Annotated in this window: 21 protein-coding genes; 15 read left to right on the top strand and 6 right to left on the bottom strand. The window is 58.3% G+C overall.

The annotated features are described in order from the left end of the window. Nucleotides 1-35: 35 nt before the first annotated feature. Nucleotides 36-998 carry a 4-hydroxybenzoate octaprenyltransferase gene (gene ubiA / locus ACR0AU_RS12595; RefSeq protein ID WP_170423611.1) on the bottom strand — a complete coding sequence of 321 codons (963 nt, stop codon included), beginning with the start codon at nt 996-998 and terminating at the stop codon, nt 36-38. A gap of 12 nt (nt 999-1010) precedes the next feature. Here ubiA and ACR0AU_RS12600 point away from each other — a divergent pair, with 12 nt between their 5' ends. The 9 genes from ACR0AU_RS12600 to ACR0AU_RS12640 all read left to right on the top strand — a co-directional run bounded on the left by ACR0AU_RS12600 (nt 1011) and on the right by ACR0AU_RS12640 (nt 10192). Then, complete coding sequence (locus ACR0AU_RS12600; RefSeq protein WP_480795760.1) at nt 1011-1736, top strand: 16S rRNA (uracil(1498)-N(3))-methyltransferase; 726 nt, start codon at nt 1011-1013, stop codon at nt 1734-1736. Further along, nucleotides 1733-2581: a GNAT family N-acetyltransferase gene (locus ACR0AU_RS12605; RefSeq protein WP_480795761.1), complete on the top strand. Its 849-nt coding sequence runs from the start codon at nt 1733-1735 to the stop codon at nt 2579-2581. The genes ACR0AU_RS12600 and ACR0AU_RS12605 overlap by 4 nt, the downstream gene beginning before the upstream one ends. Then, nucleotides 2578-3105 (top strand): hypothetical protein, encoded by a 528-nt coding sequence (locus tag ACR0AU_RS12610; RefSeq protein WP_170408404.1) that lies wholly within the window; start codon nt 2578-2580, stop codon nt 3103-3105. Before ACR0AU_RS12605 ends, ACR0AU_RS12610 begins: the two co-directional genes overlap by 4 nt. 67 nt (nt 3106-3172) lie before the next feature. Continuing rightward, nucleotides 3173-4543 carry a glutamate--cysteine ligase gene (locus tag ACR0AU_RS12615; protein WP_480795762.1) on the top strand — a complete coding sequence of 457 codons (1371 nt, stop codon included), beginning with the start codon at nt 3173-3175 and terminating at the stop codon, nt 4541-4543. A 70-nt stretch (nt 4544-4613) separates the two neighbouring features. Continuing rightward, nucleotides 4614-5687: a phenylalanine--tRNA ligase subunit alpha gene (pheS, locus tag ACR0AU_RS12620; protein ID WP_170395632.1), complete on the top strand. Its 1074-nt coding sequence runs from the start codon at nt 4614-4616 to the stop codon at nt 5685-5687. 5 nt (nt 5688-5692) lie between these two features. Beyond that, the gene (locus ACR0AU_RS12625; protein ID WP_480795763.1) at nt 5693-6076 is read left to right on the top strand and encodes a DUF6173 family protein; all 384 of its coding nucleotides are present in this window, start codon (nt 5693-5695) and stop codon (nt 6074-6076) included. Between the two features lie 310 nt (nt 6077-6386). Further along, nucleotides 6387-7190 (top strand): CE1 family esterase, encoded by an 804-nt coding sequence (locus tag ACR0AU_RS12630; RefSeq protein WP_480795764.1) that lies wholly within the window; start codon nt 6387-6389, stop codon nt 7188-7190. A 78-nt stretch (nt 7191-7268) separates the two neighbouring features. Beyond that, nucleotides 7269-9665, top strand: coding sequence for a phenylalanine--tRNA ligase subunit beta (pheT, locus tag ACR0AU_RS12635; protein WP_480592404.1), 2397 nt, complete (start codon nt 7269-7271; stop codon nt 9663-9665). 80 nt (nt 9666-9745) lie between these two features. Then, nucleotides 9746-10192 (top strand): YtoQ family protein, encoded by a 447-nt coding sequence (locus ACR0AU_RS12640; RefSeq protein WP_170423625.1) that lies wholly within the window; start codon nt 9746-9748, stop codon nt 10190-10192. A 51-nt stretch (nt 10193-10243) separates the two neighbouring features. Here ACR0AU_RS12640 and ACR0AU_RS12645 read toward each other — a convergent pair whose 3' ends face one another. Beyond that, complete coding sequence (locus tag ACR0AU_RS12645) at nt 10244-10942, bottom strand: glutathione S-transferase N-terminal domain-containing protein (RefSeq protein ID WP_170423627.1); 699 nt, start codon at nt 10940-10942, stop codon at nt 10244-10246. A 223-nt stretch (nt 10943-11165) separates the two neighbouring features. On the opposite strand from ACR0AU_RS12645, the gene ACR0AU_RS12650 reads away from it, so the two are divergent. Then, nucleotides 11166-11972: a mechanosensitive ion channel family protein gene (locus ACR0AU_RS12650; RefSeq protein ID WP_170423629.1), complete on the top strand. Its 807-nt coding sequence runs from the start codon at nt 11166-11168 to the stop codon at nt 11970-11972. Nucleotides 11973-12159: 187 nt separating this feature from the next. Here the strand turns inward: ACR0AU_RS12650 and ald are convergent, their stop codons facing one another. Then, complete coding sequence (gene ald, locus ACR0AU_RS12655) at nt 12160-13275, bottom strand: alanine dehydrogenase (RefSeq protein WP_170395644.1); 1116 nt, start codon at nt 13273-13275, stop codon at nt 12160-12162. A gap of 135 nt (nt 13276-13410) precedes the next feature. On the opposite strand from ald, the gene ACR0AU_RS12660 reads away from it, so the two are divergent. Both ACR0AU_RS12660 and ppk2 read left to right on the top strand, forming a co-directional pair. Beyond that, entirely contained in the window at nt 13411-13869 is a 459-nt protein-coding gene (locus ACR0AU_RS12660; RefSeq protein WP_170395646.1) for an Lrp/AsnC family transcriptional regulator, read from the top strand. Between the two features lie 150 nt (nt 13870-14019). Beyond that, nucleotides 14020-14958: a polyphosphate kinase 2 gene (ppk2, locus tag ACR0AU_RS12665; RefSeq protein WP_170395648.1), complete on the top strand. Its 939-nt coding sequence runs from the start codon at nt 14020-14022 to the stop codon at nt 14956-14958. Nucleotides 14959-15009: 51 nt separating this feature from the next. Here the strand turns inward: ppk2 and ACR0AU_RS12670 are convergent, their stop codons facing one another. After that, entirely contained in the window at nt 15010-16245 is a 1236-nt protein-coding gene (locus ACR0AU_RS12670; RefSeq protein WP_170733543.1) for a CAP domain-containing protein, read from the bottom strand. A gap of 296 nt (nt 16246-16541) precedes the next feature. Then, nucleotides 16542-16748 carry a 30S ribosomal protein S21 gene (gene rpsU / locus ACR0AU_RS12675; RefSeq protein WP_005614280.1) on the bottom strand — a complete coding sequence of 69 codons (207 nt, stop codon included), beginning with the start codon at nt 16746-16748 and terminating at the stop codon, nt 16542-16544. Nucleotides 16749-16859: 111 nt separating this feature from the next. Here rpsU and ACR0AU_RS12680 point away from each other — a divergent pair, with 111 nt between their 5' ends. Both ACR0AU_RS12680 and ACR0AU_RS12685 read left to right on the top strand, forming a co-directional pair. Continuing rightward, entirely contained in the window at nt 16860-17552 is a 693-nt protein-coding gene (locus ACR0AU_RS12680) for a COQ9 family protein (protein WP_480592409.1), read from the top strand. Between the two features lie 72 nt (nt 17553-17624). Beyond that, on the top strand, nt 17625-18611 hold the full coding sequence (locus ACR0AU_RS12685) for an NAD(P)H-quinone oxidoreductase (RefSeq protein ID WP_170733545.1): 987 nt from the start codon (nt 17625-17627) through the stop codon (nt 18609-18611). Nucleotides 18612-18626: 15 nt separating this feature from the next. Here ACR0AU_RS12685 and ACR0AU_RS12690 read toward each other — a convergent pair whose 3' ends face one another. Next, complete coding sequence (locus ACR0AU_RS12690) at nt 18627-19484, bottom strand: DUF2189 domain-containing protein (RefSeq protein WP_170395655.1); 858 nt, start codon at nt 19482-19484, stop codon at nt 18627-18629. 214 nt (nt 19485-19698) lie between these two features. Between ACR0AU_RS12690 and ACR0AU_RS12695 the strand changes: the two genes are divergently transcribed. After that, a complete protein-coding gene (locus ACR0AU_RS12695; RefSeq protein ID WP_170423639.1) occupies nt 19699-20682 on the top strand; it encodes a quinone oxidoreductase family protein in 984 nt (327 codons plus the stop codon). The last annotated feature ends 23 nt before the right edge of the window (nt 20683-20705 follow it).

Consider the following 20705-nt stretch of genomic DNA (forward strand, 5'->3'; position numbering starts at 1 on the left):
CCGGGACTCATACAGAGCGCAGCACAGAGGTGCAATCAGAGGAAAAGGGCGACGCAGAGGAAGATCAGCGGAATCAAGCCGGTGTCGCGATTGGCCCGGAAAAGCTGTAGCAATTTGGCGTTGTCCTCCGTGTCCAGCCCCCGCAATTGCCAGGCCAGATGCCACCCCATCGCCCAAGGCCCGCCAAGGGCGACCGCCAAAGCAAGAACCGATGTCCCGGGCAAAGCCGCGTCGATAATTGCAAAGGCCATTAGACTGACGGTTCCAATCAGAAAATACTTGAGCCAACGGGCGGTATCGGTGCCAAACAACCGTGCGGTGGACTTGATGCCGATCAGCTCGTCATCCTCAGCATCCTGATGGGCGTAGATCGTGTCGTAGAACAAAGTCCAGGCGATTCCTGACAGATAAAGCATGATCGCAGGCCAGCCCACGGTGCCGGTATGTGCAGCCCAGGCCAGCAATGCGCCCCAGTTGAAGGCCAGCCCCAGAAAAATCTGCGGCCACCAGGTAAATCGTTTTGCATAGGGATAGATGGTAACAGGCAGCAAAGACAGAACCCCCATCGCAATCGCGGCCCGGTTGAAGGTCAGAAGGATGGCCAGGGCCAACAGACATTGCAGCACCATCCAGAATGCCGCCTGACGGACACTCACCTGGCCTGAGGGAATCGGGCGCGACCTTGTACGCTCGACCTTCCCGTCAAACTCACGATCAGTAATGTCATTCCACGTACAGCCCGCGCCGCGCATCAAAAACGCACCAATGGCACAACCAACTGCGATCCAAAGATCCTCCCATCGTGGTGCGCCGTCGCTCAGGATGGCCAAGGCCAGACCCCACCAGCAGGGAATCAGCAGAAGCCATGTGCCGATGGGTCGGTCTGCGCGGCTGAGCCGCAGGTAAGGGCGGGCAAAGGCGGGGGCGTGGGTGTCGACCCAATTGCCGGTTACGGCATCGGCGACCTGACCGTCTGGTGTTGGGGCATTGCCTTGCATATGTAGGGTCTCATGAATGCGAAGATCAGACTGTATGTAGAGCACCCTTTGGGTCCGGGGCAATCGGTTCCTTTGACGCGTGAGCAGGCGCATTATCTGTTCGGTGTCATGCGCCTGTCGGTTGGGGGGCAGGTCGCGCTATTCAATGGCAGCGATGGCGAGTGGCAGGCAGAGGTAGCAGAAGCAAGTAAACGAGGCGGAATTCTGTCGTGCGTGGAGCAATCGAAACCTCTGCAATTACCGCCCGATCTGTGGCTGCTCTTTGCACCGATCAAGAAGGCGCGGACCGATTTCATCGTTGAAAAAGCAGCTGAAATGGGGGCCGTGCGGATCATACCGGTGCAGACCGAATTCACCAACTCCGAGCGCATTCGGCAGGATCGCTTGCAGGCCCACGCAATTGAGGCGGCCGAACAATGTGGCGGCACTTTTGTGCCTGAGGTCGCCGACCTCCAGCGATTGGATCGTATCCTGGGCGCGTGGCCCGATGATCGCCAATTGATGTTCTGTGACGAGGCTGAAGCCGGCTCGGCTCTGCGCTTGGCAGAGAATGAGAAAGGCAAGCCGTGGGCGATCCTGGTCGGCCCCGAGGGCGGGTTTTCCGAGCCCGAACGCAAACGGTTGGCAGAGCTGCCATTTACCCATGTAGTCAGTCTCGGACCACGCATCCTGCGCGCCGATACAGCAGCCGTTGCGGCGATGACAATGTGGCAGCAAGCGTTGGGAGATTGGACGTGACGTGGCAATTGGCGCAGGAAACGGACCTGTCCAGGATCGACTCGTTTTTGTCCCAACATATCCAAACATCGATGTTCCCTTTGGCCAATCTACGGGATTTTGGCCTGTGCGGTACGCATCCCCGGTCGTTGAATGCATGGACGCTTGGCAGCCCGTTGCGTGCGGTCTTTGCCATAACAAATGAAGGCATGATCCTGCTGCAATGTCCCGACTGTTCGAATACCGAACTTGCCGCAGCGATTGACCTTATTCGAGGCCGGGCCCTGTTCGGCATTGCGGCTGAGGCAACGCAGGCTCGTCGGATAATGCAGTTGGCAGGTTGGGAGGGGCGACCCGCGACCCTGAACAGCGATGAGCCGGGGTTTTCCCTGGCGTTGGATCGACTTCAAATACCGGATTTCAGTGGGGCAGATCTCATGCCGCTTACTGATGTAGACCGTTCGGTCCTTGAAGACTGGCGAGAATGCTACCTCATCGAAGCCATGGATTTTGATCCTGTGCGCGCACAGACGCAGGCTAGGAAGGACATCAAGACCTATATCGAGCGGGATTCGCATCGAGTTTTGCTACATAATGGCCTACCGGTCAGCATGACCGGCTTCAACGCTCGCCTGCCTGACGTGGTGCAGATCGGCGGTGTCTACACGCCACCAGATTTACGAGGGCGGGGCTATGCGCGTTTGGCTGTTGCCCTGCATCTGGTTGAGGCGCGCGACGCGGGAGTTTCCAGAGCTGTCCTCTTTGCGGCTTCCGATGCGGCAGCGCGTGCCTATATATCCATTGGGTTCCAGCCTGCGGGTCAATACTCGCTGATCCTGTTCAAAAACCCGGAGGACGTGGCATGAGTTTCTTTCGACCCGAAGCCAAACTGGCCCTGTGGCGCTGGCGCGAAGTGCTGGTAGCAGGGTTTGTTCTGATCCTCGGCCTCAGCTGGATCAGCGGCCCCGGCGGATTGCTGGCGTGGTTGGGGTGGCTGCTGATCGTCGTCTCGATGGCACTGGCGGTGATCGGAGTGCAACGCGCGCGCTTTCGCAATGGTGCGGGCGGGCCGGGCGTGGTGACTATTGATGAAGGCCAGATCACCTATCTGGGCCCGCTCGACGGCGGCATCGTTGCAGCCCGCGAAATCGAGCGGTTGGCGTTGGATCCGACCTCGCAACCTGCGCATTGGGTTTTGGATCAGCCGGGGCAACCGACCCTTCACATTCCGGTGAACGCCGAAGGGGCCGAAGCGCTGTTTGATGTGTTCTCAGCACTTCCGGGGCTGAAAACCGAGCAAATGCTGTCGGAACTCAACGGTCGTGCGGCACATCCGGTGGTGATCTGGGAGCGTACGCCGTCACGGCCTGCGCACCTTAGGCTGCATTGACACTGGCGCGGTTTGCGCTCAGGACTGACCGCCAAGACAGACACATCAGGATCGGAGCACGGGTCACATGTCCATCCCCCAGTCCGGCGGCGGACCGATCGAACGCCATGAGCAACTGGCCGAATATCTGGAATCGGGCTGCAAGCCCAAGGAAGATTGGCGCATCGGAACCGAGCATGAGAAGTTCGGCTATTGCAAAGACACTCTGAAACCTCTGCCGTTTGAAGGCAAACGGTCGATTGTGGCCGTGCTGGAAGGTCTGCGAGACCGCCATGGCTGGGCTGAAGTGCGTGAAGCTGGACATTTAATCGGGCTTGAGAAGGACGGCGCGAACGTCAGCCTGGAACCAGGCGGCGCGTTGGAACTGTCCGGCGCTCCGCTCGAGACAATTCATGAAACGTGTGATGAGGTGAACACTCACCTGCGTGAAGTGAAGGATATCGCCGATGAGATCGGTGTAGGCTTTATTGGTCTGGGCGCAGCCCCGATCTGGACCCATGAGGAGATGCCGTTGATGCCCAAAGGCCGTTACCGGCTGATGAACGATTATATGGAGAAAGTCGGCACCATGGGCCGTGCCATGATGCGGCGCACCTGCACGGTTCAGGTCAATATCGACTTCGGGTCCGAGGCCGACATGGTGCAGAAGCTGCGCGTCGCGCTGGCCCTTCAGCCGGTCGCGACGGCGCTGTTTGCGAACTCTCCGTTTTTCGAGGGCAAGGTGAACGGCCAGAAAAGCTGGCGCAGTTATATCTGGCGGCATCTGGACGATGCACGGACGGGCATGCTGCCCTTTGTGTTCGAAGAAGGCTTCGGGTTCGAACGCTATGTACAATATGCGCTCGATGTACCGATGTATTTCGTCTATCGCGACGGCCAGTATATCAACGCGCTGGGCATGTCGTTCCGCGACTTCCTGCAGGGCAAACTGCCTGCACTGCCCGGCGAGACGCCGACTCTGTCCGATTGGGCCGATCACCTGACCACGGCATTCCCCGAAGCGCGGATCAAGAAGTTCATGGAGATGCGCGGTGCCGATGGTGGCCCATGGCGTCGCCTATGCGCTCTGCCTGCATTCTGGGTTGGTCTGACCTATGACCAAACTGCGCTGGATGCCGCTTGGGATCTGGTCAAAGGCTGGGATGCCGAGACGCGCGAAGCACTTCGGGTTGAGGCTGCCAAGGATGGTCTGCAAGCGCAGGTTGGCAACATCAACATGCATGATCTGGCGCGCGAAGTGGTCTCGATCGCAGAGGCCGGACTTGCGTCCCGCGCGCGCGCCGGTGCGGGTGGTATGGTTCAGGACGAGACGCATTTCCTGAACGCGCTCAAGGACAGCATTGATACGGGCAAGGTTCCCGCGGATGAGTTGCTGGATCACTACAATGGCGACTGGAATGGTGACCTGACCCGGATTTATCCCGAATACAGCTATTGATCCCCACCGTCCCGCTTGCATTCGCGGGGCGGGGCCGATAGCAGGTTGGCGACCAAATTCAGAGGGCGTCATGGACGATCTTAAGGCAAAATATCTGGGCCAAATCGCCGAAGCAGGCGATGAAAACGCGCTTGAGGCGATCCGCGTCGCTGCCGTGGGCAAAAAAGGCGAAGTCGCGCTGAAGATGCGCGAGTTGGGCAAGATGACCCCCGAAGAGCGTCAGGTCGCAGGCCCAGCACTGAACGCCCTGAAGGATGAAATCAACTCGGCGCTTTCCGCCAAGAAGGCTGCGCTTGCCGATGCTGCGCTGGATGAGCGTCTGCGCACTGAATGGCTGGACGTCACCCTGCCGACTCGCGCGCGCCGCCATGGTTCGATCCACCCGGTCAGCCAGGCGACCGAGGAATTGACCGCGATCTTTGCCGAACTGGGTTTCTCGGTGGCCGAAGGGCCGCGGATCGAGACCGACTGGCATAACTTCGACGCCCTGAACATCCCCGGCCACCACCCCGCGCGGGCCGAGATGGACACGTTCTACATGCACCGCGCCGAGGGGGATAATCGCCCGCCGCACGTGCTGCGCACGCATACTTCGCCGGTCCAGATCCGCTCGATGGAACTGCAGGGCGCGCCGATCCGCGTGATCTGCCCGGGCGGCGTCTACCGCGCCGATTATGACCAGACCCACACGCCGATGTTCCATCAGGTCGAGGGGCTGGCCATCGACAAGGACATTTCGATGGCGAATCTGAAATGGGTTCTGGAAGAGTTCGTGAAAGCGTTTTTTGAGGTCGACGACGTCGAGCTGCGCTTCCGCGCCTCGCACTTCCCCTTCACCGAGCCGTCGGCCGAGGTCGATATCCGCTGTTCCTGGGATAACGGCCAGTTGAAGATCGGCGAGGGCGACGACTGGATGGAGATTCTGGGCTCCGGCATGGTCCACCCCAAGGTGATCGCCGCCGGTGGCATCGACCCCGAGGTCTATCAGGGCTTTGCCTTTGGTATCGGTATCGACCGTCTGGCGATGCTGAAGTATGGCATTCCGGATTTGCGGGCGTTCTTCGATTCAGACCTGCGCTGGTTGCGGCATTACGGGTTTGCTGCGCTGGATATGCCGAACCTGCATGGTGGACTTTCGAGGTAATCGATATGTCACAGTTCAATATTCCAAATATTCCGGACACTGCTAGCATTCTGGAAGAAGCGCGTCAGAGAGACATCCAGCGGCAGGCTGAAATTGCCGGTAGGTTTGATGCGAAGGAGATTTATGAGCACTTAGTGCGCCGAATCGTGGACTTTCAGGCGAAGCTGGACGACAAACACGAACTGGGGATTCAGCTCGCGAACTATGGTGTTGCTGCTCAATTGCACGTGAGGTCGATTGGGTATAAAAACCCCAATCTCATTGAATTCTATGGGGCGTTCTCGGACGGTCAAGAGGCGCTGCTTACGCAGCATATTTCGCAACTTAATTTCTTACTGGTTGCGGTTAAGCCTCTCGATGACGCGCCGGTTTATCGTGTAGGTTTCTAGACTTCTGACACCGGGTCGTGTGCGCGGAACAAAGGCCGATAGGCCGCCGCGCGATCGCCAGACCGCCCGCACGGGCTGGCGATTTGTCTCGGTTAGCGCTCCGTTTGAACATTTCGCGGATTTGGCTGGCATAAAGTGCCCACCACAACCCTTTGATCGCCATCCCGCGGACTGGCGATAGCACGGCTTTGTGATTTGGTCCGTTGTAGGGTGGGGTTTCACCCCACCGTGGGGCGGTTGGTGGGGTGAAACCCCACCCTACACCAATATGTTATGTGACAGTGCAGCAGACGTCGCTAGGCTCCGGCTTATGATCTATAGATTGCTTTCTCTTCTGCTGACCGCGACTCCGGCCATCGCTATGGGGCCGTGGAAATCTGACTGCCACGGCGATACTGCCTGTGAGATCGGCGACCGCTCATACCATGTGCTGGAACCCGATGGCTGGGATGGCGAAACGTCTCTGCCGGTGCTGTTGCATTTCCACGGCTGGGCACGGCAGGGCGATGTAGTGGTGAACCATGAACGCATCGCCGGAGCGACCAAGCTGCGCGATGTGCTGTTGGTGGCTCCGAATGGGCTGGGCAAAAGTTGGAACTTCTGGACTGCTGATACCGCAGACGTGCCGTTCGCAGATCGCGTGCTTGAGGACGTCGCCAAACGCTATCCCATTGATCCTGAGCGTATCTATGTCTCGGGCTATTCTTATGGCGGCGCAATGGCATGGCGCTATGTCTGCCAGTCGGGCAATGACATCGCCGCGCTGTTGGCGGTTGCGGGCTCGATCCGCCAGACCGAGGACTGCCCGGAAGCCCCGCGCGAGGTGCGCCATGTGCATGGGCTGGACGATACGGTGATGGATTTTCCCTTTGGCCCGGACGGCGATACGACCTATCCGGTGGCGCTGTGGAAGGCCAAGTTCAACTGCAACGGCGCGACCCCGCGCGGGGATTGGAGCGTGAAGCCGTTCCTGACGCTCAGCCGGGTAGAGTGGACCGATTGCGCGCAAGGGCAGGTGACACTGGACACCCATCCCGGCGGGCACTTTATTCCCCACGGCTGGATCGGCTGGCAGCTGGACGAGCTTTTGGGTCGCACCCCCACCTATCCGTGAGCCGCAGCGCTTGCACCTCGGCGCAATCTTTGCCATTGCCTGTGCCGACTGAATGTTTGCCGAAAAAGGCCCGCTGCAATGAAATTCACTCTGTCCTGGCTGAAAGACCACCTCGATACGGATGCGTCGGTTGATGAGATCGCCGAAGCGCTGACCGATCTCGGGCTTGAGGTCGAAGAGATCGTCAACCCGGCGGACCGTCTGGCGGGCTTCACGCTGGGCCATGTGAAACATGCCGAGAAGCACCCGGACGCCGATAAGCTGCGCGTTTGCACGGTTGAAACCGACGAGGGCGATCTGCAGATCATTTGCGGCGCGCCCAATGCGCGCGAAGGCATCACCGTGGTGGTTTGTAAACCGGGTATGTATATTCCCGGCCTGGATATCACCATCAGCGTCGGCAAGATCCGTGGCGTCGAGAGCTTTGGCATGATGGCATCCGAGCGCGAGCTTGAGCTGTCGGATGAACACGACGGGATTATCGAGCTGCCCTCGGGTGAGGTCGGTGATCGGTTTGTCGATTGGTTGGCTGAGAACGATCCGTCAAAAGTTGATCCGATGATCGAGATCGCGATCACGCCGAACCGCCCGGATGCGCTGGGTGTTGCGGGTATTGCGCGAGATCTGGCTGCACGTGGATTGGGCACGCTGAAGGTGCGTGACTATGTCCCCGTGCCGGGGGACTTTGAAAGCCCGATCAAAGTGTCGATTGATGAAGATACGCTGGATGGCGCGCCGCATTTCACCGGTCGGCTTATCAGGGGCGTCAAAAACGGCCCCAGCCCGCAATGGCTGCAGGACCAGTTGAAGGCGATTGGTCTGCGTCCGATCTCGGCCTTGGTGGATATCACCAACTATATGACCTTCGATCACAACCGCCCGCTGCACGTATTCGATGCCGACAAGGTGCAGGGTAACCTACGCGTTCACCGTGCCAAAGGTGGCGAGAAGCTGGTTGCACTGGATGAGAAAGAATACACACTACAGCCCGGCATGATGGTAATTTCGGACGACGAAGGCCCGGAATCTATCGCGGGCATCATGGGCGGCGAGGAAACCGGTTGTACCGAGGAGACCGTGAACGTTTTCCTTGAAAGTGCGTTCTGGGATCATGTGCAGATTGCCCTCACAGGTCGGGCGCTGAAGATAAACTCGGACGCGCGGTATCGATTCGAGCGCGGCGTCGACCCGGAATACACGCGCGAAGGGTTGGAGCATGCGACGCAGATGATCTTGGATATCTGCGGCGGTGAAGCCTCGAATGTGGTCGAGGCGGGCAAAGCGCCGAACCACGCGCGGGCCTACAAACTGGACGCGGCGCGCGTGCAGTCCCTAGTCGGGATGGAGATTCCGGAAAGCGAGCAGCGGCAGACATTGACCCGTTTGGGCTTTCGTCTGGATGGCGAGATGGCGCATGTGCCCAGCTGGCGACCCGATATCATGGGGGAGGCCGATCTGGTGGAAGAGGTTGCGCGGATCGCTTCTCTGACCAAGTTGCAGGGTATCCCGCTGCCGCGTACGACAGCAGGTATCCCCAAACCGGTCATGACACCCACGCAGCGCCGCCAGTCGATGGCGCGCCGGACCTGTGCAGCGCTGGGGTACAATGAATGTGTGTCTTATACCTTCATCGATCAGGCCTCGGCAGCCTTGTTCGGGGGCGGTGACGCAGCAACCATGTTGGAAAACCCGATCTCGTCCGAGATGAGCCATATGCGCCCTGATCTGCTGCCTGGTCTGCTGCAAGCGGCGGCGCGCAATCAGGCGCGGGGTTATGCCGATCTGGCCTTGTTCGAGGTCGGGCCGGTGTTCCACGATGGTGAGCCGGGGGATCAACAGACACAGATTACCGGCCTGTTGGTTGGGCGTAGCGGTCCCAAGGACGTACATGGTGCTTCCCGTCCCGTTGACCTGTTTGATGCCAAAGCCGACGCAGAGGCGGTGCTTGCCGCCATTGGTGCGCCTGCCAAGGTTCAGATCCTTCGTGGCGGCGATGCCTGGTGGCACCCGGGTCGGCACGGCAAGATTTGTCTGGGCCCCAAAAAGGTTCTGGGCGTTTTTGGTGAATTGCATCCGCGCGTGTTGCAGGCGTTGGATATCAAGGGTCCGGCAATGGCGTTCACCATCTGGCCGGATCAGGTGCCGATGCCACGTAAATCCGGTGCGACCCGTTCTGCCTTGGAATTGCGCGACCTGCAGGCGGTCGAGCGCGATTTCGCCTTTGTTGTAAATGCGGATATCGAAGCTTTGACGTTGGTCAATGCGGCTGCGGGTGCTGATAAGGCTCTGATCGAGGACGTGCGCGTCTTTGACGAATTCATTGGCGGTAGCGTCGGCGAGGGCAAGAAGTCTCTGGCCATTACCGTAAGGCTCCAGCCGTCGGACGCGACCCTGAAGGAAAAGGATATCGAGGCGGTCAGCACCAAGATTGTCGAAAAAGTGATGAAAGCCACTGGCGGCGTCTTGCGGGGATGAGTTGGTTTTCGCCTCCGGCGGGAGTATTTTTGAAATGATAAAGGGGCCATTGCGCCCCTTTTTCACGGGAGGAGAGAAAAATGCTGAAGGTCTATTTGTCCGGTGAGATTCACACGGATTGGCGCGAGCAGATCATTGCGGGCGCCGATGGGTTGGATGTTGAGTTCAGTAGCCCGGTCACCGATCACGGTGCTTCGGACGATTGCGGTGTCACGATCTTGGGGGCCGAGCCGAACAAGTACTGGCACGATCACAAGGGTGCCATGGTCAACGCGATCCGGACCCGCAAGGGCATATCAGACGCGGATGTTGTGGTTGTACGCTTTGGGGACAAATACAAGCAGTGGAACGCGGCATTTGACGCGGGCTATGCGGCAGCACTGGGCAAGTCGATCATTGTTCTGCACGGGGCTGATCATCAACACGCGCTGAAAGAAGTAGATGCAGCAGCCCTCGCCGTAGCTGAAGAACCCGCGCAAGTTGTTGAGATCTTACGCTACGTTCTAACAGGCGCGCTGCCTGGGTAACCCGATGGCCCGTGGCGGCGGATTTGGATCCCGCCGCACAGGCCTTGTGTATCAATCCCGTGAGGGGATGTTCAGTCCTCTTTGCACTGCGGGTCGATCCAGGAACCTGTCCAGATAGCGCGTAACGTTGCCATAGCTTTCCCAGCCTATGACATCCTTGACGCCGTAATAATCTAAACCGCGCAGCCACGGCGCGATTGCGATATCGGCGATCGAGAATTCTCCGGCGATCCAGTCTTGGCCGTCCAGTTGCCGGTCGAGAACGTTCAGCAGGCGTTTGGCCTCGGACACGTAGCGTTCACGCGGGCGGGGGTCTTCGATTTCAGCCCCTGCGAATTTGTGGAAATACCCAAGCTGGCCAAACATTGGTCCGATACCGCCCATCTGGAACATAACCCATTGGGTGACCCGGTGCTTGTCGCCTTTGTTCTGACCCAGCAGCTTACCGCTCTTTTCAGCGAGGTACAGAAGGATTGCACCGCTTTCGAACAAAGCCAACGGAGCATCGTCGGGCCCGTTGGGATCAATGATCGCCGGGATCTTGTTGTTCGGGTTCAGCGAAAGAAACTCCGGGCTTTTGACATCTGCATCGGCCAGTGTGACACGATGTGCCTCATAAGGCAGGCCGGTTTCTTCCAGCATGATCGACGCCTTTACCCCGTTGGGTGTGGGGAAGGAATAAAGCTGAATCCGCTCGGGGAACTGTGGGGACCATTTATTCATGATCGGGAATTGGATTGTGTCCAGCATGATGGGCTCCTTTTATCGCGCCTGTCTCGGTCAATCTGGTAATTTGTGGCGCTTTTGTAAGGTCCAATTCTGTGCGTGATCGGTCAGTCGATGTTTGCTGGGGAACAGCAGGGGGGAAAACTCGGAAATCCCGCACCTAGACCTGCGCGCAAAATTAGCCCAGACTTTTCAGCGATCCCGCGCCAAAAGGCGCGGGATTGCTGTTGGCGCAAAGGAGAAGCGTGTGGAAGATGTCGTAACACAGGTGGGCGCATTTGGTCCGCTGATCATGAGCGCGATCAAAGCGTTGATCGTTCTGGTATTGGGTTGGATCGTTGCCGGAGCCATTAGCGGTCTGGTGCGGCGGCGGATCAACGCCACGCCACATATCGACCCGACTTTGGGGAATTTCGTTGCGAGCCTCGTGAAATGGGTGCTGCTGGCGATTGTCTTTGTCGCCGTTCTGGGCATTTTCGGAATCGAGGCGACCAGCATCGTGGCCATTCTGGGTGCCGCATCCCTGGCCATCGGTTTGGCGCTGCAGGGAACACTCAGCGATCTGGCCGCGGGCGTGATGCTGGTGGTGTTCCGGCCCTATAAGCTGGGCCAATATGTCGATATTGGTGGCACAGCGGGTACTGTGAAAGACCTGAACCTGTTCACGACCGAGCTGGTGACGCCGGACAACGTGCAGATCATCGTGCCAAACGGTCAGGCTTGGGGTTCGGTGATCACCAACTATTCCGCCCATGACACCCGCCGGGTCGATCTGGTGTTTGGCATCGACTACGGCGATAGCGCGGATGAGGCTATGAACATCATCCTGGATGTGGCCAAAGCTGACGATCGTATCATGGCTGATCCTGAGCCCTGGGTGCGCGTGACAAATCTTGGGGATAGTTCGGTTGATCTGACCGCGCGCCTGTGGTGCGCAGCGGCTGACTATTGGGATGTGAAGTTTGAACTTACCAAAGCGATCAAAGAAGCGTTTGACGCCAAAGGCGTATCCATCCCGTATCCGCATTCTGTGGAAATTCACAAAGAGGCGTAAGCCTCCCGCCCGTCGATCGGGCATTGAAATGCCATCCTCTGGTTGGGCCGGGCACCGCGCTAAGGCGCGGTGCTTTTTTGCGCGAACCTTGGTCCAGAAAAAACAGCGCCGCGCTATTGGCGCGGCACTGGGCCCAAGTCTGTAAAGCGTCCTTTGGAAAAGGACGCTTTCAGAGGCGGGAGCGCTCTTAGTTCAACAGAGTTGTTGGATCGACAGAGTTGATGTTAAGGGCGGTGCCCACCGCTTCGTAAGTCAGCTTGCCGGCGTGGACGTTCAAACCTGCCAGCAGGTGTGCGTCGTCCTTACAGGCCTGCTTCCAGCCCTTGCTTGCCAGCGAAAGCATGAACGGCATGGTTGCGTTGCCCAGTGCGATGGTCGAAGTCCGGGCAACCGCACCGGGCATGTTGGCGACGCAGTAGTGCATGATGCCGTCAACTTCGTAAACCGGATCGGCGTGGGTGGTGGCTTTCGAGGTTTCAAAACAGCCGCCCTGATCGATCGCAACGTCTACCAGAGCCGCGCCGGGCTTCATGGTCGACAGCTGTTCGCGCGAGATCAGTTTGGGAGCAGCTGCGCCCGGGATCAGAACCGCACCGATGACCAGGTCGGCATCCTGGATCAGCTCGGCTGTCGCACCAGCGGTTGAATACTGGTTCTTGAAGGTTCCGCCGAACACATCGTCCAGATAGCGGAGACGCGGCAGCGAACGGTCCAGTACGGTCACATCCGCACCCATGCCTGCGGCAATCTTCGCTGCGTGGGTGCCTACGACGCCTCCGCCGATGACGATCACTTTGGCAGGGCCTACACCCGGAACACCACCCATCAGAACGCCGCGGCCACCGTTGGCCTTTTGCAGAGTCCAGGATCCAACTTGTGGAGCCAAGCGACCGGCAACCTCGGACATCGGCGCCAGCAGCGGCAGGCCGCCATTGGAGTCAGTCACGGTCTCATAGGCAATCGCGGTGCAGCCGGATTCCAGCAGATCGTGGGTCTGGTCTGGATCGGGTGCCAGGTGCAGATAGGTGAACAGCAACTGACCTTCGCGCAGCATTTTGCGCTCGACCGCCTGAGGCTCCTTGACCTTGACGATCATATCAGCCGTGGCGAACACTTCTTCTGCAGTGTCGACGATGCGGGCACCTGCCGCTACATAAGCATCGTTATCAAAGCCCGAGCCCATCCCGGCACCGGTTTCGATAATGACTTCGTGACCGCGGGCCACAGCTTCGCCAGCAGCGTTCGGGGTCATCCCGACGCGGAATTCCTGAGGTTTGATTTCCTTGGGGCAGCCGATTTTCATGTGAGACTCCATTCATAAACTGCCTAAATTATGGGCATAAATTGGCGCAATTTTTGTGAAACCCCACTTGCTAAACACACAATCTGCGGGAAAATATTCGAGGTATAGGCAACTTGACGCAATGGATGTGCGCAAATGACGATTGACGCAACAGATCGGAAGATTCTGGCAGCCCTGCAGCGCAAAGGGCGGATGTCAAATTCGGAATTGTCCGAACAGGCGAATCTATCCCCTTCGGCCTGCCACCGGCGCGTGCAGCGACTTGAGGCTGAGGGTTATATCAAGGACTACGTCGCCCTGTTGGATGCACGGAAGTTGAACGTTCCAACCACTGTGTTTGTCGAGATCACGTTGCAGGGTCAGGCGGAAGAAGTGCTGGAGGCGTTTGAAAAAGCCGTAGCACGGATTCCGGATGTGCTGGAATGCCATTTGATGGCGGGCACGGCGGACTACATTCTAAAGGTCGTCGCAGAAAATACCGAGGATTTTGCTCGCATTCATCGGCAATACCTGTCGCGCTTGCCTGGGGTGGCGCAGATGCAAAGCTCATTTGCTTTGCGCACGGTGTTCAAAACCACGGCCTTGCCTGTCTGAAACCAACTATTGGGGTTAGCCTTGCGTCAATTCTGCCGCTTGTATCTGTCGTGCGGTCGGGCCAAAATCCATGTTTCCGACCTTATGTACGACCTCGGCACTTTGCGCTGACACTCCGTGGTTACACTGGCCGTGTACGGTCCGAACCCGATGAACGATAAGGAGCAGACCTTGGCTTACGAAAACAACAGCACGCCGAAAGATTGGCTGGAAGCTGAACTGGAAGACACGCTGGACGAAGATTTCGAGATCGAATTCAGCGAACCCATGCTTTCGATGGAAGTGCGCAAGATTTACAAGGACCAGCATCCTGACATGCTGGATCGCAAGGTCTATTTTCGCAACCTTTTGCGGCTGCAGGCTGAACTTATCAAAGTTCAGGATTGGGTGGTCCATACAGGGGCCAAGGTCTGTATTCTGTTTGAAGGGCGCGACAGCGCCGGGAAAGGGGGCGTGATCAAGCGGATCACGCAGCGTTTGAACCCTCGTGTAGCGCGTGTGGTCGCCTTGCCTGCACCCAGCCGACGCGAACAAAGCCAGTGGTATTTTCAGCGCTACGTGCCCCATTTGCCTGCGGCCGGTGAGATCGTGTTCTTCGATCGGTCCTGGTACAACCGCGCTGGTGTTGAACGCGTGATGGGATTTGCCAACGAGGATCAGGTCGAACAGTTCTTTCAGGACGTTCCTGAATTCGAACGGATGCTGGTGCGGTCGGGGATTATCCTGCTGAAATACTGGTTCTCGATTACAGACGAAGAACAGCAATTGCGATTCCTGATGCGTATTCACGATCCGATGAAGCAGTGGAAACTGTCACCGATGGATCTGGAATCCCGCATCCGGTGGGAGGCATACACCAAGGCCAAAGAGGATATGTTCTTTCGCACCAACATATCCGAGGCGCCTTGGTATATTGTTGAAGGCAACGACAAGAAACGCGAACGGCTCAATTGTATCGAGCACCTGCTGACCAAGATCCCCTATGAGGATGTGCCGCAGGAAAAGGTCAATCTGCCGGATCGGCGCTATAACCCCGAATACGAACGGCGCATTTTGCCGGATGAGCTACACGTGCCTAAGATATATTGATTTGGCAGGAAAGTGGTGCGGGAAAAGGATCCCCGCACCTGAACGGTTTGATTAACCCCAATCAAATCCGCAGTTCGTTTCGAAAACAAACACGCCGCACATGTCGTCATTCATGTCTTCGACTGTGGCTTCAACGGTTTCGATCATGTCGTCAGCGAAGTCGGTGTCGAACACCAGATCGAAATCATCCATCTCCGGGGTCGTGTCAGCCTGCTGCACCGGAGACCATTCGAACTGGTCAAATTGGGCTTGCAGCGCATTAACAAACGCTTCGATCCCGGCAAGGAAGGCCTGAACGTCAAAGCAGTCCGCGCCCGGTGCACCATTGTCAACGACAACTTCAGGTGTTTCTGGCTCGGGTTCTTCGACCTCGGTGACGTCGGTCTCCGGAGTTTCGGGTTCCTCGACCTCGACGACTTCAGTATCCGGCACATCGGGTTCCGGGTCTTCAACTTCAGTCACATCGGTATCAGGCGTTTCCGGCTCTTCAGTTTCGGTCACGTCTGTTTCCGGAGTCTCCTCAACCGGGTCCTCGGTCTCGGTAACCTCAGTTTCTGGCGTTTCGTCTGCCGGTTGCTCGGTTTCCGTCACATCGGTGTCGGGTGTTTCGTCCGATGGTTCTTCGGTTTCGGTGACGTCTTCCTCCGGGGTCTCCTCTGCCGGTTCTTCGGCATCGGGAACTTCCGCTACCGGTGTTTCGTCAACTGGTTCCTCAGTCTCGGTCACATCGGTTTCCGGCACTTCTGGTTCGGTCGGGGTGGTAACCTCTTCCTCCTCTGGCTCAACAACTTCTTCAACCGGAGGCGTCACCGGCGGGGTGGTGCCGCCGTTATCAAGATCGACATCGCCCTGAGTCGCCGCAAAGTTCTGCGTCACCATGACAGCGTCGTACCCCTGCATGTCGCCTTCTTCGATCCCGATGCCGATATATTTGAAATCGGGGTTCAGAATGTTGGCGCGGTGACCGGGGCTATTCATCAGGTTCTGGTGCAACTGGGCGACATCATCGCTGATACCGGGTGCGCCACGCTCGGATTGCCAGGCGATGTTTTCTCCGGTGCGCCAGCTCCCGGACAGGTCGAACCCTGCGGCTTGCATCCGTTGGGTCGCGGATGAACCACCCTGACCGGTGTGGCTGAACCGGTCGGTGTCCAGCATCCAGCTGCTGTGGTCCTCGGAAGATTCGTTCAGGTTGCGTTCAAGTTCCAGGGGATCAAGACCGCGGGATGTGCGCTCTTGGTTGATCAGCGCGAGCATTTCGCGCTCGACCGTACTTGCTGTCGACATCAGTGCCTCCGTTTTTGGTTATGTCTGAGTGGACGGCCTCACTTACAGACGATCAAAGAACGCTGAATAGGGCGGGTACGGCGATGGGCGTTTTTCGGCGGCAGAATGCAACCGAACGGCGATTCGCTGCGCTGTAAAATGCCGACTGCGGCGATTGCATCAAAATCGGCAGGTTGCCGCGAGGGTAAAGCCGGGAATTGGCGGGATCATCCGCCCTAAAAACGACAAACCCCCGGGCAGGGCCTCGGGGGTCGTCAAATAGTGTCATCCAAAGCTGGACGAGTCGCAGGAAGCTCTTAGAGCAAACCTTCGCGCTGTGCTTTCTTGCGTGCCAGTTTACGGGCACGGCGGATCGCTTCAGCTTTCTCGCGCGCTTTTTTCTCGGACGGTTTCTCGAAATGTTGCTTCAGCTTCATTTCACGGAACACGCCTTCGCGCTGCAGCTTTTTCTTCAGGGCACGAAGCGCCTGATCGACGTTATTGTCGCGAACACTAACCTGCATGTGGTTGTCACCACCTTTCTAGATAGAGTTGCAAGGATTTGCAGGAAGTGGCCGTATAGCAAAGCACGCCTAACTTGTCTAGTACTGGACCCGCAGCCTCGGAGACCCGACATGACAGCAACCTATGAAGACACCAAAGAGCAGCTTCTCGATGCGATTCTGAACCATGTGCCGTTCGACGGCTGGTCGGAAACCAGCTTTCGTGCGGCCATCAGCGATTGCGATCTGGAGCCCGCGCTTGCCCGAGCGATCTGTCCGCGTGGTGCCGTCGATCTGGCACTGGCCTTTCATACGCGCGGGGATGCCGCGATGTTGGAGCGGTTGAAATCCGAAGACCTGAGCGGTCTGAAATTCCGTGAAAAGATCGCCGCTGCCGTCCGTTTCCGCCTGCAGGCGGTCGAAGACAAAGAAGCAGTGCGCCGAGGTATGACTTTGTTCGCGTTGCCGATCCATGCCGCGGATGGGGCCAAGGCGGTCTGGGGCACCTGTGACCAGATCTGGACAGCACTTGGCGATACTTCGGACGACGTGAACTGGTACACCAAACGTGCCACTCTGTCGGGCGTCTATTCTTCGACACTGTTGTATTGGCTGGGTGATGACAGCCCGGATTATCAGGCGACATGGGAATTCCTGGATCGGCGGATCGAGGGCGTAATGCAGTTTGAAAAGTTCAAGTCGCAGGTGAATGGCAACCCGCTGCTGAAACCGTTTCTGGCCGTCCCCAACTGGCTTGCGGGTCAGGTGAAGGCTCCGACGAAGTTGCCCGACAACCTGCCCGGTTCGCTGTCATCGGGAAAATAGTCGCAGCGTTTCCACTTGCCGCTGGGCCTCTGCGTTTTCGCCTGCTAGGCATTGGGCAAAGGAGATATGCCCATGACCCAGACAATGCGCGCTGTCGAGATCACTGAAGCTGGTGGCCCGGACGTTCTGCAACTGACGGAACGCCCGATGCCGGAACCGGCAGAGGGTCAAGTGGTTCTGAAAGTCGCGTACGCCGGGGTGAACCGCCCTGATGCGCTGCAGCGGGCAGGGGCGTATGATCCACCTCCCGGTGCAAGCGATTTGCCGGGGCTGGAAGCGTCAGGAGAGGTCGTCGCCATCGGCTCGGGTGTCGAAGGTCTGGTCGTTGGCGATCGGGTTTGCGCCCTGTTGCCCGGCGGCGGTTATGCTGAATATGTCGCAACGCCCGCCGCTCATTGCCTGCCTGTGCCTGCGGGTATGGGTTTGAAAGAAGCTGCCTGCCTGCCCGAAACCTTCTTTACTGTTTGGTCCAATGTCTTCACCCGTGGCGGCTTGAAGCCGGGGGAGCGGTTTCTGGTCCATGGCGGTTCCAGCGGGATCGGCACGACGGCTATTCAGCTGGCCAATGCGTTTGGCGCCCGCGTCTTTGCAACCGCCGGGTCGGCTGAGAAATGTGAGGCTTGTATCAAGCTAGGTGCCGAAAAGGCGATCAACTATCGCGACGAAGATTTCGTGGCTGCGATGCGCGCCGAGGGCGGGGCGAACCTGATTCTGGACATGGTCGGTGGTGATTATATCCCGCGCAACATCAAGGCTTTGGCGGAAGACGGGCGGCTGGTTCAGATCGCTTTCCTGCAAGGTCCGGTGGTCGAACTGAACTTTGCGCTGATGATGGTGAAACGCCTCACCCTGACGGGCAGCACCTTGCGCCCACAAAGCGATTTGGCCAAGGCGCGAATCGCGCAAGACTTGCGTGAAGCCGTGTGGCCATTGCTTGAGGCCGGGAAGGTCGCACCGGTGATGGATTCAGAATTCGATCTTTCTGATGCCGCCGCTGCACATACGCGGATGGAAGCATCGGGCCATATTGGCAAGATCGTTCTGAAGGTCTCTGGTTAAGCTGCTGCCATGTAGTCAGGCGACCGCCCGGCGATACAGGTGCCATGTGGCGTGGCCTAGAACGGGCATGACGACGATCAGCCCCAGCAACATCGGGATCGCGCCCAGTACCAACATCGCGGCCACAATGGCCCCCCAGGTCAAGATCACACCCGGGTTCTGACGCAAGACCCGTACCGAGGTTACGACGGCCACGGGAACGCCCACTTTGCGATCCAGCAACAGCGGAAAGCTGACCACGCTTAGCGCCAATGCGACCAGTGCAAACAGGAAACCGGTGACGGTGCCGATGATGATCATGCTCCAGCCTGCTCCGGTGGTGAACACTTCTGTCACGAATGCCATGGCCGAGGCCGGAGGTTCTGGCCCTAGGGTTTGCGCGTAGATGCCTTGCGCGACCATCAGCCAGATCATCAATAGCATGACCAGATAGAAGCCCAGTGCCAGTATGGCTCCGAAGGAAGGCGAACGGAATACGCCGAACGCGTCCAGCCAATGAACGTCTCCGCCCTGTTCCCTCTTGCGACTGATCTCATAAAGCCCGACGGCGGCGACCGGCCCGATCAGCGCAAAGCCCATGACAAGCGGGGCCAGCAGGGGCACCATGTCTTTGTTGAGCCCAATACCGAACATCAGCAGACCTGCGATTGGATAGATCAGAACGACAAAGATCGCATCGGCCCGGGTTTCGAGAAAATCGTTATATCCAGCTTTCAGGCATTCGCGCAGATCCTGCAGGGTCAGCGTATGCACCGTCGGCAGAGCCTGAACATCCGCGCTGCCGATCTCGGTCACGGATTCAGTGACATGATCGCTGGTTGCCCGCAGATTTCGGGCGACCCAGGTGATTGGGTTACCGATTGTCTTGTCCATGTTCATCCCCTTTTCTGGCGTGGGTGCGCCGCGGGATGCATCCGGCGTGGCAATTCGCGTGACCGGATCAGCCGGCAACGTCTGCCCAATTACAACGTCTCGTTGCATTATAGCACATATTGCGAAATTTTGCCCGATCACCCTTGCAGAGCCGGAAGGATTGCTCTGCCGCACAGGCGTGTTAGCTTTGTTTCCACAGGCAAGGGAGGCATTCATGCAGCAGACAGCACGCACAGTCGTCATACACGAATCCGGCGGCCCCGAGGTTCTTCGGATTGAGGATCGCCCGCTTGGCGATCCCGGCCCGGGTGAGGTGCGCATTCGCCATCATGCCTGCGGATTGAATTTCATCGATGTGTACCAGCGTACCGGCCTTTATCCGCTGGAGTTGCCTCATGCGTTGGGAATGGAAGCGGCCGGAGTCGTTGAGGCGGTAGGCGAAGGCGTTACGCATCTTGCCCCCGGCCAACGCGCGGCCTATGCCGCAGGCCCATCGGGAGCATATTCCGAAGCGCGCGTGATGCCTGCAGCACAGGTTTGTCCGCTGCCCGAGAGTATCTCGTTCCGCACCGCAGCGGCTATGATGCTAAAGGGCATGACGGTTGAATACCTGTTTCACCGCACAACGCCGCTGCGGCGCGGAGATACTGTGTTGTTCCACGCGGCAGCCGGAGGTGTGGGACTGATCGCCTGCCAATGGGCGAAATCCGAAGGCATCAAACTGATCGGGACAGCGGGAACGGATGAGAAATGCAGCCTGGCGCAATTCAATGGCGCGTCACATTGCATCAACTACCGGACCGAGAATTTTGTCGAGCGTGTGGCCGAGATCACCGGAGGCAAAGGGGTTGATGTGGTGATGGACTCCATCGGTGCGGACACGTTTGAGGGATCGCTAGATTGCCTGAAACCCTTGGGCATGATGATCTCATTCGGAAACGCTTCGGGGCCAGTGCCGCCTGTCGATCTGGGAATGCTTGCGCAGCGGGGATCTCTGAAGGTGACGCGGCCAACCTTGTTCACGCATATCTCGGATCACGCCACCTGTCAGGCGATGGCGCGACGCTTGTTTGGCAAAGTGGACGGGCGCGAGGTCAAGATCCATGTCGATCAGGAGTTTCCGTTGGATCAAGTTGCTGATGCGCATCGTGCTTTGGAAGCACGACAAACCACCGGCAGCACAGTCTTGGTGCCCTAGCGGCACGGGCCCGGCGCAAATAG

It is taken from the genome of Ruegeria sp. CG1 (assembly GCF_056537265.1).